Annotated in this window: 17 protein-coding genes; 3 read left to right on the top strand and 14 right to left on the bottom strand. The window is 57.5% G+C overall.

Annotation, left to right across the window (positions count from 1 at the left end; all coding sequences use genetic code 11):
* The 9 genes from flgJ to flgB all read right to left on the bottom strand — a co-directional run.
* On the bottom strand, positions 1-811 hold an 811-nt coding region (flgJ, locus tag C0039_RS12855; RefSeq protein WP_101518269.1), incomplete at its 3' end, for a flagellar assembly peptidoglycan hydrolase FlgJ.
* A gap of 12 nt (positions 812-823) precedes the next feature.
* On the bottom strand, positions 824-1,936 hold the full coding sequence (locus tag C0039_RS12850; protein WP_279304933.1) for a flagellar basal body P-ring protein FlgI: 1,113 nt from the start codon (positions 1,934-1,936) through the stop codon (positions 824-826).
* A 16-nt stretch (positions 1,937-1,952) separates the two neighbouring features.
* Positions 1,953-2,645, bottom strand: coding sequence for a flagellar basal body L-ring protein FlgH (gene flgH, locus C0039_RS12845; RefSeq protein WP_232334886.1), 693 nt, complete (start codon positions 2,643-2,645; stop codon positions 1,953-1,955).
* Positions 2,646-2,663: 18 nt separating this feature from the next.
* Complete coding sequence (flgG, locus tag C0039_RS12840) at positions 2,664-3,449, bottom strand: flagellar basal-body rod protein FlgG (RefSeq protein ID WP_075999263.1); 786 nt, start codon at positions 3,447-3,449, stop codon at positions 2,664-2,666.
* An 11-nt stretch (positions 3,450-3,460) separates the two neighbouring features.
* Positions 3,461-4,201 (bottom strand): flagellar basal body rod protein FlgF, encoded by a 741-nt coding sequence (locus tag C0039_RS12835; RefSeq protein WP_101518267.1) that lies wholly within the window; start codon positions 4,199-4,201, stop codon positions 3,461-3,463.
* Between the two features lie 18 nt (positions 4,202-4,219).
* On the bottom strand, positions 4,220-5,485 hold the full coding sequence (flgE, locus tag C0039_RS12830) for a flagellar hook protein FlgE (RefSeq protein ID WP_075999265.1): 1,266 nt from the start codon (positions 5,483-5,485) through the stop codon (positions 4,220-4,222).
* A 30-nt stretch (positions 5,486-5,515) separates the two neighbouring features.
* Entirely contained in the window at positions 5,516-6,184 is a 669-nt protein-coding gene (locus C0039_RS12825) for a flagellar hook assembly protein FlgD (protein WP_101518266.1), read from the bottom strand.
* Between the two features lie 15 nt (positions 6,185-6,199).
* Complete coding sequence (gene flgC, locus C0039_RS12820) at positions 6,200-6,622, bottom strand: flagellar basal body rod protein FlgC (RefSeq protein ID WP_075999267.1); 423 nt, start codon at positions 6,620-6,622, stop codon at positions 6,200-6,202.
* 2 nt (positions 6,623-6,624) lie between these two features.
* Positions 6,625-7,014 (bottom strand): flagellar basal body rod protein FlgB, encoded by a 390-nt coding sequence (gene flgB / locus C0039_RS12815; RefSeq protein WP_075999268.1) that lies wholly within the window; start codon positions 7,012-7,014, stop codon positions 6,625-6,627.
* Between the two features lie 206 nt (positions 7,015-7,220).
* Here flgB and flgA point away from each other — a divergent pair, with 206 nt between their 5' ends.
* From flgA to C0039_RS12800, 3 genes are all read left to right on the top strand, one after another.
* The gene (gene flgA / locus C0039_RS12810) at positions 7,221-7,934 is read left to right on the top strand and encodes a flagellar basal body P-ring formation chaperone FlgA (RefSeq protein WP_165787122.1); all 714 of its coding nucleotides are present in this window, start codon (positions 7,221-7,223) and stop codon (positions 7,932-7,934) included.
* 68 nt (positions 7,935-8,002) lie between these two features.
* Positions 8,003-8,326, top strand: a complete 324-nt coding sequence (gene flgM / locus C0039_RS12805) for a flagellar biosynthesis anti-sigma factor FlgM (RefSeq protein WP_101518264.1) — start codon at positions 8,003-8,005, stop codon at positions 8,324-8,326.
* Position 8,327: 1 nt separating this feature from the next.
* Complete coding sequence (locus C0039_RS12800) at positions 8,328-8,801, top strand: flagella synthesis protein FlgN (RefSeq protein ID WP_075999271.1); 474 nt, start codon at positions 8,328-8,330, stop codon at positions 8,799-8,801.
* A gap of 28 nt (positions 8,802-8,829) precedes the next feature.
* Here C0039_RS12800 and C0039_RS12795 read toward each other — a convergent pair whose 3' ends face one another.
* The 5 genes from C0039_RS12795 to C0039_RS12775 all read right to left on the bottom strand — a co-directional run bounded on the left by C0039_RS12795 (position 8,830) and on the right by C0039_RS12775 (position 13,771).
* Complete coding sequence (locus tag C0039_RS12795; protein ID WP_101518263.1) at positions 8,830-10,419, bottom strand: sensor domain-containing diguanylate cyclase; 1,590 nt, start codon at positions 10,417-10,419, stop codon at positions 8,830-8,832.
* Positions 10,420-10,434: 15 nt separating this feature from the next.
* Positions 10,435-11,559, bottom strand: coding sequence for a hypothetical protein (locus C0039_RS12790; RefSeq protein WP_101518262.1), 1,125 nt, complete (start codon positions 11,557-11,559; stop codon positions 10,435-10,437).
* Positions 11,560-11,576: 17 nt separating this feature from the next.
* Entirely contained in the window at positions 11,577-11,957 is a 381-nt protein-coding gene (locus C0039_RS12785) for a hypothetical protein (protein ID WP_075999273.1), read from the bottom strand.
* A gap of 357 nt (positions 11,958-12,314) precedes the next feature.
* The gene (locus tag C0039_RS12780; protein WP_075999274.1) at positions 12,315-13,319 is read right to left on the bottom strand and encodes a hypothetical protein; all 1,005 of its coding nucleotides are present in this window, start codon (positions 13,317-13,319) and stop codon (positions 12,315-12,317) included.
* Positions 13,316-13,771: a lasso peptide biosynthesis B2 protein gene (locus C0039_RS12775; RefSeq protein ID WP_075999275.1), complete on the bottom strand. Its 456-nt coding sequence runs from the start codon at positions 13,769-13,771 to the stop codon at positions 13,316-13,318. The genes C0039_RS12780 and C0039_RS12775 overlap by 4 nt, the downstream gene beginning before the upstream one ends.
* Positions 13,772-13,999: the final 228 nt, after the last annotated feature.

Raw genomic sequence — 13,999 nt, 5'->3', positions numbered from 1 at the left:
GAAAATCCACGTAGTCATCAAAACTGCCGGCTACTGACTCGTACTTGCGAAAACTGGCCTGTTCGAGTCTGGCGGTATTCTCGCGGTACTCCAGGGTATTGACGCTCACCGCATCTCCGCTCCAGCGTGTATCGGCCTTGATACCAAACAGGTTGTAGCTGGAGCGGCCCTGGGCGTCACGGATGACCTGCTTACCCCAGCCGGTTTCCAATGCCGATTGCGCCACCAGTACGCGAGGGTCAACGCCCAGCGCCTGGGCCGACGCCCTGGCATGATCCCAGACTTCCCGCACGAACTCCTCGGGCGATGCCGGCTGCCAGTGCGCTGCAGCGTCAATGGGCTCAACAGTTTCACCCGACCGTTGCGGCGCGACCTCACGCGAGGGCGCGGCGAACAGACGATATCGCGCAAGCGTATCCATGATACGGCTATCACTTACCGCCTGGCTGGTGGCCGGAGTTCCCGCCTCCGTAAGTTCCTGGGCGGAGGTGTCATGCAACGGCTCTGCCCTGTTGCCGCCACTGCCACCAAGCTGATCGCGCAGTGTTGCACCCAGGCCAATGCCGCCCTGCCGAGACAGGTCTAAGGAAATCTGCTGGTCGAACATATTCTGGTACATGTCCATCTGGTCGCTTTCAAACAGGCCACCCCTGGGTGTTGCGTCCCGCATCGACTTGAGCATCATCTGCACGAATAAAGACTCGAACTGGCGGGCAACCTTGTCTACACCTGCCGCAGGGTCCTTGCGCGCCTCAACGCGCAGTGACTCCAGGCCACTGAGATTGTGATAAATACTGGCGGCGGCGGTCATCGGCTCATATCGCTAGATCACGATCAGTTCAGCGCGCAGGGCACCGGCCTGCTCCAGCGCTTCAAGTATGGCGACAAGGTCTCCCGGCGCCGCGCCCACTTTGTTAACCGCGTCCACCAGTTCCCGAAGGGTGATGCCCGGATCAAGGTAGAACATGCGCACGTCTTCTTCTTCCACGGTAACCTGCGAATCCGGCGTGACCACGGTATCGCCGCGGCGGGCGAAAGGCGCCGGCTGGCTGGCCTGGTAATTCTCGGTCACACTGACACTCAGGTTGCCATGAGCCACCGCAGCCGGGCTGACACGCACCTGACTGCCGATCACCACGGTGCCACTGCGCGAGTTGACAATAACCCTGGCGGGCGCCGACGCCGGATCTACCGCCAGGTTTTCAAGCACTGAGATGAAAGCAACCTTTTCGCCGAGATCAGCCGGTGCGGCTATTTCTATGGTTGCACCATCGATCGCCGCGGCCACACCACCGCCAAAATTTTCGTTAATGCTTGCCACCATCCGCGTGGCCGTGGTGAAGTCAGGCGTGTTCAGGCTGATGACAAGGCTGTTGTCGTCGGCGAAAGGATTACCCACTTCCCTCTCCACCGTTGCACCATTTGGAATGCGACCGGAATTGGATACGTTGACCGCAATACTGGAGCCATCTGCACCTTCTGCCCCGAAACCGCTCACTGTCAGATTGCCCTGGGCCATGGCATAGACCTGACCGTCGGCACCGCGCATCTCCGTCATCAGCAGGGCGCCGCCACGCAGGCTCTTGGCGTTGCCCAGCGACGAGACGGTGATATCGATAGTTTGTCCGGGGCGGGCAAAAGGCGGCAGCTCGGCATGCACCATGACCGCTGCAACGTTTTTCAGCTGCGGATCAACGCCCTGCACCACCACGCCCAGCTTGGCCAACATATTTTTCACGCTTTGCACGGTGAAAGGGGTCTGCGTGGTCTGGTCACCGGAACCATCCAGGCCGACAACCAGGCCGTAACCGATCAGCTGATTGCTGCGCACGCCCTGGATCGTGGCCAGATCCTTGATACGGTCGGCAGTCGCCAGCTCAGCCTGCAACAGGCAGACAAGCGTAAAGCAGATCAACCCCATAGAGTTCAGCCTCATACGCATGCGCTCCACGCTAAAACGGCCATATGGGGCTGAGGAAGAATCGGGACAGCCAGCCGACCCGGTTGGCATCCGCGGTAGCCCCCGTGCCGCTGTAGGAAATGCGGGCATCGGCGACCTTGGTGGAGACAATGGTATTGTTGGTCGAAATATCCACCGGCCTGATGATGCCGCGAAGACGAATCACCTCGTCACCCTGGTTGATCTGTATCCACTTCTCTCCCTGCACGTAGAGATTGCCGCTGGGATACACCTTGGCAACCGTCACCGTGATGCTGCCCTGCAAACTATTGCGTTGGTTGCTGGCGCTTTCACCATCAAAACCCTGTTCAGACGAGAGGTCGAAGCTGAGGTTGGAGTCACTGCCGATGGTACGCAGCTGCCCGGCGAGCAACGGATTCTCAATGACAGCGGAGTTACTTTTACCCAGGGAGGTGTCACTGCTCTTGGCACCATCGGTGGCCTCTGCCAACACCACGGTCAGGATGTCTCCAACCTGATGGGCGCGCATATCGTTGAACAGCGTCAGGTTGTGGGAGGCACTCTGGTAGATGCCACCCGTAGGCGGAATTGCAGGTTCGGTGGGGAAGTTATGCTCGGAAAAAGACGGGGCAAAGTCCGGATGGGTATGCTCCGGTGTATTGGTACAACCGCCCAGCAAGGCACAGCAAAGCACAGCTGTTGATATCGAGGCTGAAAATCTCACTAGGGTCATCATGCCGGCCTATATGTTATTGGACAGATATTGCAGCATCTGGTCCGTGGTAGAGATGGCCTTCGAATTCATCTCGTAGGCGCGCTGCGTTTCAATCATGTTCACCAGTTCTTCAACCACGTTCACATTCGAGGTCTCCACGTAGCCCTGAACCACCACGCCCAGGCCATTGAGACCCGGATTTCCCGGCTGCGGCGAACCACTCGCGCTGGACTCGACAAACAGGTTGTTGCCCACCGGCTGCAAACCGGCGGGATTCACGAAGTCGGAGAGTTGGATGGTGCCAATCTGCGTGATCTGCGAGGATCCCGCGAGCCGTGCCGACACCGTCCCGTCACCAGCGATGGTCACCGATACGGCATTTTCGGGAATGGTAATCGCCGGCTGCAATGGAAATCCGGACGGGGTGACCATTTGACCCTGGGCATCCATTTGAAAGGTACCGTCGCGAGTGTAGGCCTCCGTGCCATCAGGCATAAGAATAGGGAAGAACCCGTCGCCCTGAATGGCCATATCCAATTTGTTGTCTGTCTGCTGCAAATTGCCCTGGGTGAAGAGTTTTTCTGTGGCGACAGTACGAACACCTGTGCCGACGGTGAGCCCTGACGGCAGCTGCGTATCCTGCGACGACTGCGCGCCAACCTGACGCAAGTTCTGGTACAGCAGGTCAGCAAACACGGCCCGGCCACGCTTGTAACCTGTAGTGCCCGCATTCGCCAGGTTGTTGGCAATGGTGGACATCTTGGTTTGCTGCGCATCCAGGCCGGTTTTTGCAATCCACAACGACTGGTTCATCTAACCGCTCCTTAACTCATGCTCATCAGTTCAGTCGTTGAACGATCCAGCTGTTCGGCGACTTTCATCATTTTGGTGTGGTGCTCAAACTGTCGGGCAAGCTCGATCATGCGCACCATCCCGGCGACTGAATCCACATTGCTGGACTCCAGGGAATTCCCTATCAGCGTCACATTGGCTGCAGCGCCGGCGGGCTCTTCACCGCGCGTCCTCACCATGCCCTGCTCGTCTTTCTTCAACTGATCGGGCGGTGGATTGACCAGTTTGATCCTGTCTACCACTGCCAGCGTGGTGGCGCTTTCACCCATGGGGACAATAGATATGGTGCCGTCAGTGCCTATATTTATCGACGAGAAAGGCGGCACGGCAATGGCACCTGAGTTACCGACGACTTGTCGACCAGCGCCGTCCCTCAGTTGCCCTAACGCGTCTACCCGCAGGTCACCCCTGCGGCTGTAGGCTTCAACGCCGTTCTCGTCGAGAATCGACATCCAGCCCTGGCCGTTCACTGCCACGTCAAGATCCCGGCCGGTAAAATTGACAACACCCGGGTCAACATCAATACCGGTGTTCCCGGTGCGGGCATAGGCACGGCTCTCCACCAACTGATCATTCGCCACCGCAGTCTGCGCCGCCGACAGGTCGGCGCGAAACCCGGGCGTCGCCGCGTTGGCAAGATTGTGCGTATTCAAAGCCTGGGACAACATGGCGTCACTGGCTCCGGAGGCGGCGATGTAGACGAGGCGATCCATTTCCTGAGGTACCCGTTACTAGCGCAGGTTAATCACGGTTTGCGTGATCGTGTCTTCTGTCTGAATGACCTGGGCGTTAGCCTGGAAGTTGCGCTGGGCGACAATCATGTCCACCAACTGCTTGGTAATGTCCACATTCGAGCCCTCCAGCGCTCCGGACTGCAACACACCAAGGCCGGAACTACCGGGGGCACCCAGTGTCGCCGCACCGGACGAGAAGGTTTCAGCCCAGCTTGTATCTCCCAGGGGCTGCAGGCCATTTGGATTAGAGAACCCGGCTATAGCCACCTGCCCCAGAGATCGTGCCTGGCCATTGGTGTAACGCGCGAAAACCACACCGGAATCATCGATTTCCAGACCGTAGAGCTGGCCGGTGGTAAAACCGTCCTGCGTAGAGGAACTGACCGCAAATTCAGCGCCAAACTGGGAGAGATCCGAAAGTGAAACAGTGAAGTCCTGTATATCGGCGCCAGTGGGGATACCCGCTTCGTTCAACGGAGTCCAACCGGTTACGGCGAGATCGATGGGCAGGGTAAGCGGATCGAATTGGCCGTTTGACTGGAAGTTCAGGGTATCAGGGCCAGACGTGGTCACACCGTCCACCGAGGAATGCACCTCCCACTCGTTGGGATTCGCGGTCTTGACAAAATACAGGCTCATCACGTGCGAGTTACCCAGTCCGTCGTAGATAGTCACTGAACTGGTCGCATTAAAAGAGTCGGGATCCGGCACCACCGGCGGCACGGCAAAGGCATCGTGAGGACCACCGAAAGGCACTGTGGGCGGCACTGACCGGGAATCAAGGTTTGCCGTCAGCGAGACCAGGCCGGTGGGCGCCGGGTCAATCAACGAAGTGTCCAGCTGCAGGTCGCCCACCTGGCCGTTGATTTCTCCGCCGTCGGTCACCTGGAAGGCCTGCAGGCGCTGGCTCTGGTTGGTGACGATATAGCCTTCCCTGTCCACCTGGAAGTTGCCTGCGCGGGTGTAGGCTGCGGCACCATCATCACTGAGCAGGAAGAATCCATTACCGTTGATCGCCAGGTCCAGCGCATTGTCGGTGAAACTGATATTGCCCTGGGTGAACTCCTGGGTGACGCCTGACAGCGCCACGCCTTTGCCGATGGCATTGCCACCGGCCCCCAGCAGACTGGTGGCGTAGACATCGGCAAACTCCGCTCGCGAGGTCTTGAAGCCGGTTGTCGAACTGTTGGCGATATTATTGCCAATAACCCCGAGGTCGGCAGTCGCGGCATTTATGCCTGAAACAGCAGTATCAAAAGCCATGTTTATCTCCTGGTTAAACCATTTTCACTGTTATAAGAACGCCTTCACCGACGACAGACTGACCTGTTCACCGCCGGCAAGGTTTAACTGTACGCCCTGGGTCGAGGGGTCCACATTCACCGACTCGACCAACGCATGGGTATGCACGGATAAAGCCCGTGTCTGCCCGCCGATCAGCGCCTCGGCACTGACTCGATAGGCGCCGGGCGGCAACAAGTTGCCGTCGCCGTCCGCGCCATCCCATTGCACCTTGTATTCACCTGAGGGCCGCGAACCCAGTTCTCTTGTGTGCAGCAAGCGACCCGACATGTCCTGCACGTAAAGCTGCACTCCCGCACTGTCGCCAGGAACACTGACCGTAGCCTCCAGCGCGTTCTCGCCGTCGAGCATGCCAATGTTGGTTTCCGTCAGCACCTTGCTGCCAACCAACGCCGCCGCTCCAACTACCTGGCTCGCCTGCATTCGTGTGGTCATTTCAGAAAAGCTGTCCTGAAGTCCCTGTATGCCGTTGACCGTGCCAAACTGTGCTATCTGCGACAGGAACTCGAAATTGTCCATCGGCTTGGTCGGGTCCTGGTTCTCCAGCTGCGCGACCATCAACTCCATAAAATCATCCTGCCCGAGCTCCGACGCATCGTTGGTAGCGGTTTTCGCCGCTGGTGTGGGAAACAACTCAGATAAAGCGGATGTACTTTGCATTGAAAACTCCTGCCTTTACTTGCCCAGATTCAAGGTGCGCATGATCAGTTGTTTGGTGGTATTCATCGCCTCGACGCTACTCTGGTAAGAGCGGCTCGCGGAAATCATGTTGGCCATTTCATCCACGGTATTGACGTTTGACAGATAGATGTAACCTTCTTCATCCGCCATGGGGTGCGCCGGCGAGAACTCTTTCCCGGGCTCCACTTTGCTCTCCACTATGCGATCGACGCGTACACCGCCCATGCCATTCCTTCCGAAACCCGACATGGCGCCATTGAGCAGGGTGGAGAAGACCGGGTGGCGCGCGCGATAAGCGCTCTCAGGCTTGCTCGCGACCACCTCGGCATTGGCCAGATTGCTGGCAATGGTATTGAGGCGCACACTCTGCGCTGTAAGCGCGCTCCCGGAAATCTCCATAACATTGAAAAGACTCATGTTTACTCTCCTCTCAAGGTGCGCTTGATAGAACTGATTCGCTCATCCAGAAAGTTCAGACTGGCCTGGTAGCGAATTGCATTGTCCATAAAGGCGGCGTGCTCCTGCTCGGTTTCCACCGTATTGCCGTCCAGGGACCGCTGTACCGGCACGCGGTACAGCTTGCCTGGCGAGGACTCGCCGGCCAGAGGGATATGTGCGGGATGCGCCTGCGCCTGCGGGCGAACCATCTGCTGCTGCGCCTGCGTCATCGCCGCGCGGAAATCCATATCGACTGCCTTGTAGCCGGGTGTATCGGCATTGGCCAGATTGGCACTGAGCATCTCGAAGCGCTGCGAGCGCAGCGTTAGTGCCTGCGGGGACACCCCGAATACCCTGTCAATCATCTGCATACATCATCTCCTGTTGCAGAAAGCGTTACACGGAGCGTGCCACCCTTTTAATTATTGTTTAAATACAATGAGTTATCTGTTTTCTCCATAACCATTCGGAGCCGTTTCACGGCAAGCCGCAACCCCTGCGGCAAGACTTGCCGTCACCACCGCCCGCCAAGATAAACTGGCACGAAAGGTGCATTTATTTCCATATGAGGAGAGCAATGACAGTATTTTGGCGCTGCCTGGTAATCGCCGTATGCACTGCACCAACAGCTGTTGCAGCACAATCGGGGACTGATGACGCACTGCAGCCGCTGGAAGCAATCATCGCGGTGGCCACGGAAGCTAACAGGGCAAGGGCACTGGAGCAGGGTTATGAAGGCGTACAGGTAAATGCACGGCCACTGGACAGCCGCTTACGGTTGCCGTTATGCGATCAACCCCTGAAGGCGCTGGATTCGCGCTCCAGCACGGCCCTTGGATCAATAAGCACCGGGGTGCGCTGCAGCGGCAGCAAGCCCTGGACGCTCTACGTTCGCACTGAAGTCACGGCGGTAAGGGTGGTCCCGGTACTGGCCCGCTCGCTGCCACGCCACACCAGGCTGGCGGCAGCGGACCTGCGATTTGTAGAGCGGCCACTCGCCAGCGTACCCACCGGCATTCTGTTTGATGCGGACCAAATTATTGGTATGGAGCTCAACCGATCGCTGGATGAAGGCTCTACTATCCGCACCAGCCACTTGAGACAGCCCAAAGTCGTCAAACGGGGCGACCTGGTGACAGTCACCTCCGGTTCAGGTGGGCTCACAGTGAAAAGCCAGGGGAAAGCGCTGGCGGACGCCACCCCCGGGGAGCGGGTAAGCGTTGTTAACAGCGTGACCGGCGTTAAAGTGGAGGGCATAGCCGGTACCGATGGTACGGTTACTGTGCCATAATATTTTTCGACCGGAGCGCTAAAGCTTTTGGTCAGGCGGTCGATAAACCAGAAGAGTCTAGCAAAGCTATGAAAAATGTAGACAACAACATGAATATTCGACCCAGTCGCGGAGACCTGGAGCAAAGCTCGCAGACCTCCAGCCGCGTAACAGACAACAGCGCCAGCCCCGCTGCCGGATCCAGCCCCAAAAAGGCGGAAGGTGACAAAGTCACTTTTACCGGTATCGCCACGGAAATGCGCTCTCTGGAAGCAGATCTTGCCAGAATCCCCGAGGTCGACAGCGATCGGGTCAATGCCATCAAGGCATCTATCGCCGAAGGCAACTATGAGGTCAATCCGGAAAAAATCCTGAAGAACCTTCTGGACCTGGAGCAGGCTCTGAGTCGATAACATGGATCCTGGGCAGTCGCTGCTATCCCTGATTGATCAAGAAGTCGCCTCCCTGGAGGCACTGCATAAAATACTGCTGCAGGAACACCAGGCACTGCTGGCAGCGGACGTCCCTCTCATCGAGACCCTCACAGCGAACAAAAACCAGGCGCTGGACAAACAGTCAGATATTACGCGACAGCGTCAGCTGTTCACTGAGCAACACGCGAAAACAAACTCTCCCGACGCGCTACAAACCCTGATAGCGCGTTGTGGACAAGCAGCTGAGTTGACTGAAAGACTGGGAAGCCTGACGGCGCTGACAGACCAGTGCCGGGACCTCAACCGGGAAAACGGCAGCCTGATACAGCAGAGACAGCGGCACACCCGGGGCGCCCTTCAGGTCCTGCGCCAGACCGGCGATACCGGCGACACCTATTCGGGCCGGGGTAAGGCAGAGGCGAAAAACCTCCCTCGAACACTGGGTAAGGCCTAGCAGTTTACCCCGGCAACTTTTCAGCGACTCACTTTCTGCCGAACCATTTTTTCTTTTCACCGCCGAGCACAACCTTGTTACGCCCTTGTTTCTTGGCATCGTAAAGCGCTTCGTCAGCTGTCTTTATCAGGGCCTTCTTGTCTGGAACCTTTTCGTCGACAGGCGTTACCGATGATACGCCAAAGCTCGCAGTGACACTGTGACAAACACCTCCATCCCTGAACTTGGCTGCCTCTACAGCGGCCCGCAGCTTTTCTGCCACAAAGGCGGCATCCTTGGCCCCGGTATCGGGCAGGATAATGGCAAATTCCTCCCCACCATAACGAGCGAGCACGTCATATTGCCTGAGGTTGCCGGTGAGCACCTTGCAGAATTCAGCGAGAACGAAGTCCCCTACCAGGTGGCCGTATTCATCATTAAACCCCTTGAAGTGATCGATGTCCGCAAGAATGAATGACACATCGCTCTTGTGGCGGGTCGAACGCTTGAGTTCCGTATCCAGTGCCTGCTGAAAAAAGCGGTTGTTGTAGGCCCCGGTCAACCCATCAACATTGGCGAGATCCTTGAGGATCTCGTTCTTTTCCTTCAGCTCATTGGTCAGCTTCTCCAGCGCCATCTTGGCCTGCACCAACTCTTTGTTGACCTGCTCGTAGTCCAGGTTCAGCAGACTCAGGCGGATATTGGCCTCCTGCAGAATCTCCTGCACCGATCGGCTCTTTTCCATATCCAGGCCGAACTGCTGTGCAGCGATATCCAGATTACTGTGTGCATTGTCCAGTATGATTTCGACCTGGTCCGGTGTGAACTTGAAGATACGCCGCGCCTCTGCACTGAACCGGCGATGATACTCTTGCGGTTTCTCGGAATAGAGAATGTTTACCAGCAGGTCAGACAGATACAACGCGCTGGTGTAATGCCGGATTTCCGCGTCCCCACTCTGGCATTCCTCGGGTCGATGATGGTATAGAATGGGCAGTGATAGCGCGGGCGGAAAGCTCCAGTAGTGCGACACCTCGTAGCCAACACGCGCGTGGTCCAGTTGCAGCAACTCACGCTCAATAGCGCTCTGGTCCTGCTCGCCTTTCTCAAGTTCTTCCAGCACCGCTTCGAAGCGTTCAGGCACAGTACATGCCAGTACCAGTTCCCCCAGGTTTTGCAGCAAGCCGGCAAGGAACGCCTGTTCCGCGTCGACACCGGGAAGCTGCTCCAGAATCAGCTTGGTCGAGACGGCAGACGCCAGTGACCTCTGCCAGAACTGATTGAAATCAAAACGCTCAGTCCCCTTGGGCTTGTTCAGTGAGAGAAAGGAAAAAGAAAGCACCAGGCTGCGAACCGCATTGGTACCCAGGATCGAAATCGCCTGCTGTATTGAGGTGATCTGCTGCGGAAAGTTGTAGAAAGCCGAGTTGGACACCTTGATTACCTTGGAACAAAGCGCAACATCCTTTGAAATCAGGTCAGCGACATCTGACAGCTCCGTATCCTCTCGGGACATCAGAGTAAGCAACCGGGACGCCACATCCGGTAGTGAGGGCAGGTCATTTGAACCGAGCACCATTTCAAGGAGGTGATCTCTGTCTCCATGAAAACCTGTTTCTGCGATCGCTGCTTCAGTCATGTTGTTCTCCTTAATCTAACCTTGTATCGCACTTTTTATTTTGGTGATGCCACTGACGGGAGCCAGCTCTACTGACCTCTTCCGTCCGATCTCGTCGTCTCCACGCACAAACACAGCCACGTCATTTGTATCGGCGGCGAAGCCATGTTCATTCTCCGCCGGCTTTGGTTGGGATCGCATGTCCGCGAAGCGAGCTTTTGGATTGCGACTTTTAATCAACTCATCCAGGGCCGCCGCCAATGACCAGACCTGGACGCAACTATCACTGGGCCAGGCCGCCTCGCCAGTCCTGGCGTTGTGAACAATGGGCTGACGTGCCTCGGGGATATTGTTATCGCCCACCTCGGCCTCCTGACCGCGCCGTGTCCGCAGTCCGCTTCCCACCTTGACGCCCAGGTGACTGAATCCCGTTGCTTGTGGCGTATCACGCGCGGGGGAAACCGCTCGGGAGGTAATAAACCGATATTTCAGCGCCCTGAAATACTGGATATACTTTTCCGTGTCCAGGGACTCCGGTCCCTTGCGGTTGTGGAAGAGTTTCAGTTGCGGAGGGAGCACTCCCTGCAGGTTCTGCAACAGGTCGGCGATAAAGCATAGTCGCAGCGCTGCATAGGACTCATCTCCATTGCGGATTCCACAGGGCATGTAAAAGTAGTCACCAAAATCGGAGCGCCCCTCTTCCCTCACCATAATGTCCACTAACCCGGCAAACTGTCCGGTAACCAACTGCCCGGCGACGATAAAGTCTGCTCCAGCATGCATGGCCTCGAGTGTGAGCCCCTGCCGCGCTCTTTCCGAGACATGACGGTCAATGGGCACCACTTCATTGTCGTGAATCCTTACCGCCGCTGGCAACGTGGAGCGCAACCGTGAGTCGCCGCCGGCGTGACTGTTTACATATTCTTCCAGGCCCTCCCAGTAGTGACGGTCCGGGGCCGTTGCACCGATGACATCCGCACCGCCGAAGGCAAGAGGCCTGGTTTGATCCTTGTCCTTGCGCACCACACCGCCGGAGAACTCACTGTCTCCGGGATATTCCAGGGTTAAACGTTCTTCGCCAGGAGCCAGTTCAGACTCTATGAAAAAGAGCATCTCCTCATAGGTGTAGGCAAAAGCGCCCTTTGCTTCAGGCTTGTACATTCAGCTTCTCTCACCTCTTACCGCCTGGCGGTCTGGCCGTTGTTAAACATGGAGCGAACCAGAGCTGTCTGCCTGACTGCATCGGGGGCCATCACATCGAATATGTGCGCCAATTCGTGGCTGGCATGCTGTTCACAGCGGCGATCACGGAGTATATGGATCACATTGGTGCCTTCAGCGGTGCAGGCGCCTCCTGTTGCTCCACAGAGGAAATAAAGTTCGTCCCAGGAATCCACGAAATCCACCCCCACGCGCTTTACTTCGCCGTTGTAGGTGACTGAGACTTCACCACCATCCTCAGTGCCGCAAATAGAAGCCACTGCACTGCTCTCGTACTCTGGCGGCTGGTGCACCGCACAACCGCTGGCCAAGAGACAAATCAGTATCGCAAATCTCATTGGTTCCCCTGCAAATCCCTGGTGATTCCCGTTAGGCAAGCCGTTGGGGTTCAGCTCGCGCCATTCGCACGAGACTGCCCGCTACGCAACGGAATCAGTGAACAAACACACATCGCGACCTGGCAATAAAAGCACGGCGGCGCTGCTTCCTTACCCGTTTATCGTCACGCTGAAGTGAAGCTTTAGGCTTTTTTGAACGATAACCCGACTTTGTCGCACTATGGCTCAGTGGGGCTATCTATGGGGTTTGCGGTCACTTACTTATTGAGACCGGCGCTGTGGCGGGCCGGAAGGCCTGTGACAGCGGCAGGGGAGCAGGCCGTCAGCGGAGGCTGATTGTCAGGTCCCGTCGCAGCGCTATAGCCCGGAGGCATGGGCGTGCAGGGCAAGGTAGGTTTGTTGCAACTGCGAGAGGCCCCAGGGACGCCGCAGCCGGTATACCGGGACGGAACCGGCCATACGACCCAACCAGGCGAGACGAACGGCGCGGAGATAGTCAAAGTTGAACAGGTAATTGGGAAGCAGCTCCTCGAACTTACGAAAGCCTGTGACTTCATTGATGGCGATAGGCGAGCCGGGTTCGCCCGTCTGCAGGCAGTAGATGGCCTTGATAGGGTTGGCCTGTTGCGCAAACTGCTTCACCGGCTGGCCCAGCACCTCAAACTCACGCCAGGGACGGTGGTGAGGATGCGATGGGGCAGCCCAGTACTCCCCATGCTCGCGAAAGGTGGCGACTTTGTCGTCTGAAAACAATGCATGACCGCGCTGCAGGCAGTGGTCTGCGAGGGTGGACTTACCGCCGGTGCTGGGCGCAAGGAACAGCACCGGCCCGCCGGCCATTTCCACCGCAGCGGCATGGAGAAAGTCGTAACCGCGTTCCAGGGTGAGGTGCAGGGGCAGGAAGATATGGGTGAACCAGAAAACAAGCAGTTGTCGGTTACCTCCGTCCAGTAGCTCGTAGTGAATAAGCTGTTCACCGCTTTGCCAGTGAAAACGGACCACAGCGTCCACTTCCAGGCACCAGGGTTGGCCGGGAGCGCTGGCGGCCAGCGGGCGGTCCGAGTAGAGGCTTAGCTGCCGGCCATGTGTCAGCTGGAAGCTAAGCTGTTCACCCAGTTGGCCCTGCCCCAGGTGAGAAGTAACAGTTCGCACTTCTTCGCTGGAGCGCGTATCCGCGTGATTGGGGTGCAGGCAGTCTTCCTCGGCCGCAATGGGGTGTACGCCTGCATCCGCCGCGGTATTTTCCAGCGGCTGCAGGCGGATGGCAGCATGCTCGCCGGGTGCCGCGGCAGCCGGCGTGGGCGTATCAAACAGCGGAAATGGGCTGAGAACCTCTATGCCGTAAAGCCAGGTGCTACTCACCGCTCCAGCCAACTGAAGGTGGAAACCACGGCAAACTGCTCATGCCCGTAAGCACCGTTTACGATCTGCTCACCGCAGCGCAGCCAGGCGTGGGCGCTGAGTTCACCGCTCTCCGACTTGCGGTTCACCCCCAGGTAGAAGCGCCCACCAATACCCTCTTTCGCCATCAACCGCTGCAGGGTCAGCACCTGCACCAGGCAGCGGCTTTGCCAGGGGGTAAACCGGGCAGCGCCGGCGACAAGGTAGCCGAGGTGGGCAGCACGCTGTTTTTGTTGATCGCTCGCTGGCATACGCTGCGGCTCTTCACGGTAGTGTTGCAGGGGCGAAGACAGGCGTTTGAAAGAGGTGAGCAGGATGGCGGCGCGGTAGTAGCCCAACAGGAAGTAGATCTTGAGAAGGAGGAGCTTGCTTGAGGTGTTGAGGGCCTGTAAATGTCGCAGTGCTTGGGGCATTACCTGGTGTATCAATGCAGCGTCAATGGAGCCCCTTTCAACTGGGGCAAACGAACATGTCGCTGCACATACCTCCAAAGAAGAAAAAGATGTTCTCATTAATGTTAGTAAAATTTCCGCTCTGAGTGGATGGTATGCCAAGCTGGGTCAGCACTGGGGGCGACCAGGATTTTTTCTCTGGCGCCACTACAGCGGCTGGTGTTAAACCGTTGCCTTGCTCCATCAGTA

The organism is Pseudohalioglobus lutimaris, from assembly GCF_002866825.1.
GTDB lineage: Bacteria > Pseudomonadota > Gammaproteobacteria > Pseudomonadales > Halieaceae > Halioglobus > Halioglobus lutimaris.
This window is presented reverse-complemented; position numbering and strand designations above follow the sequence as displayed.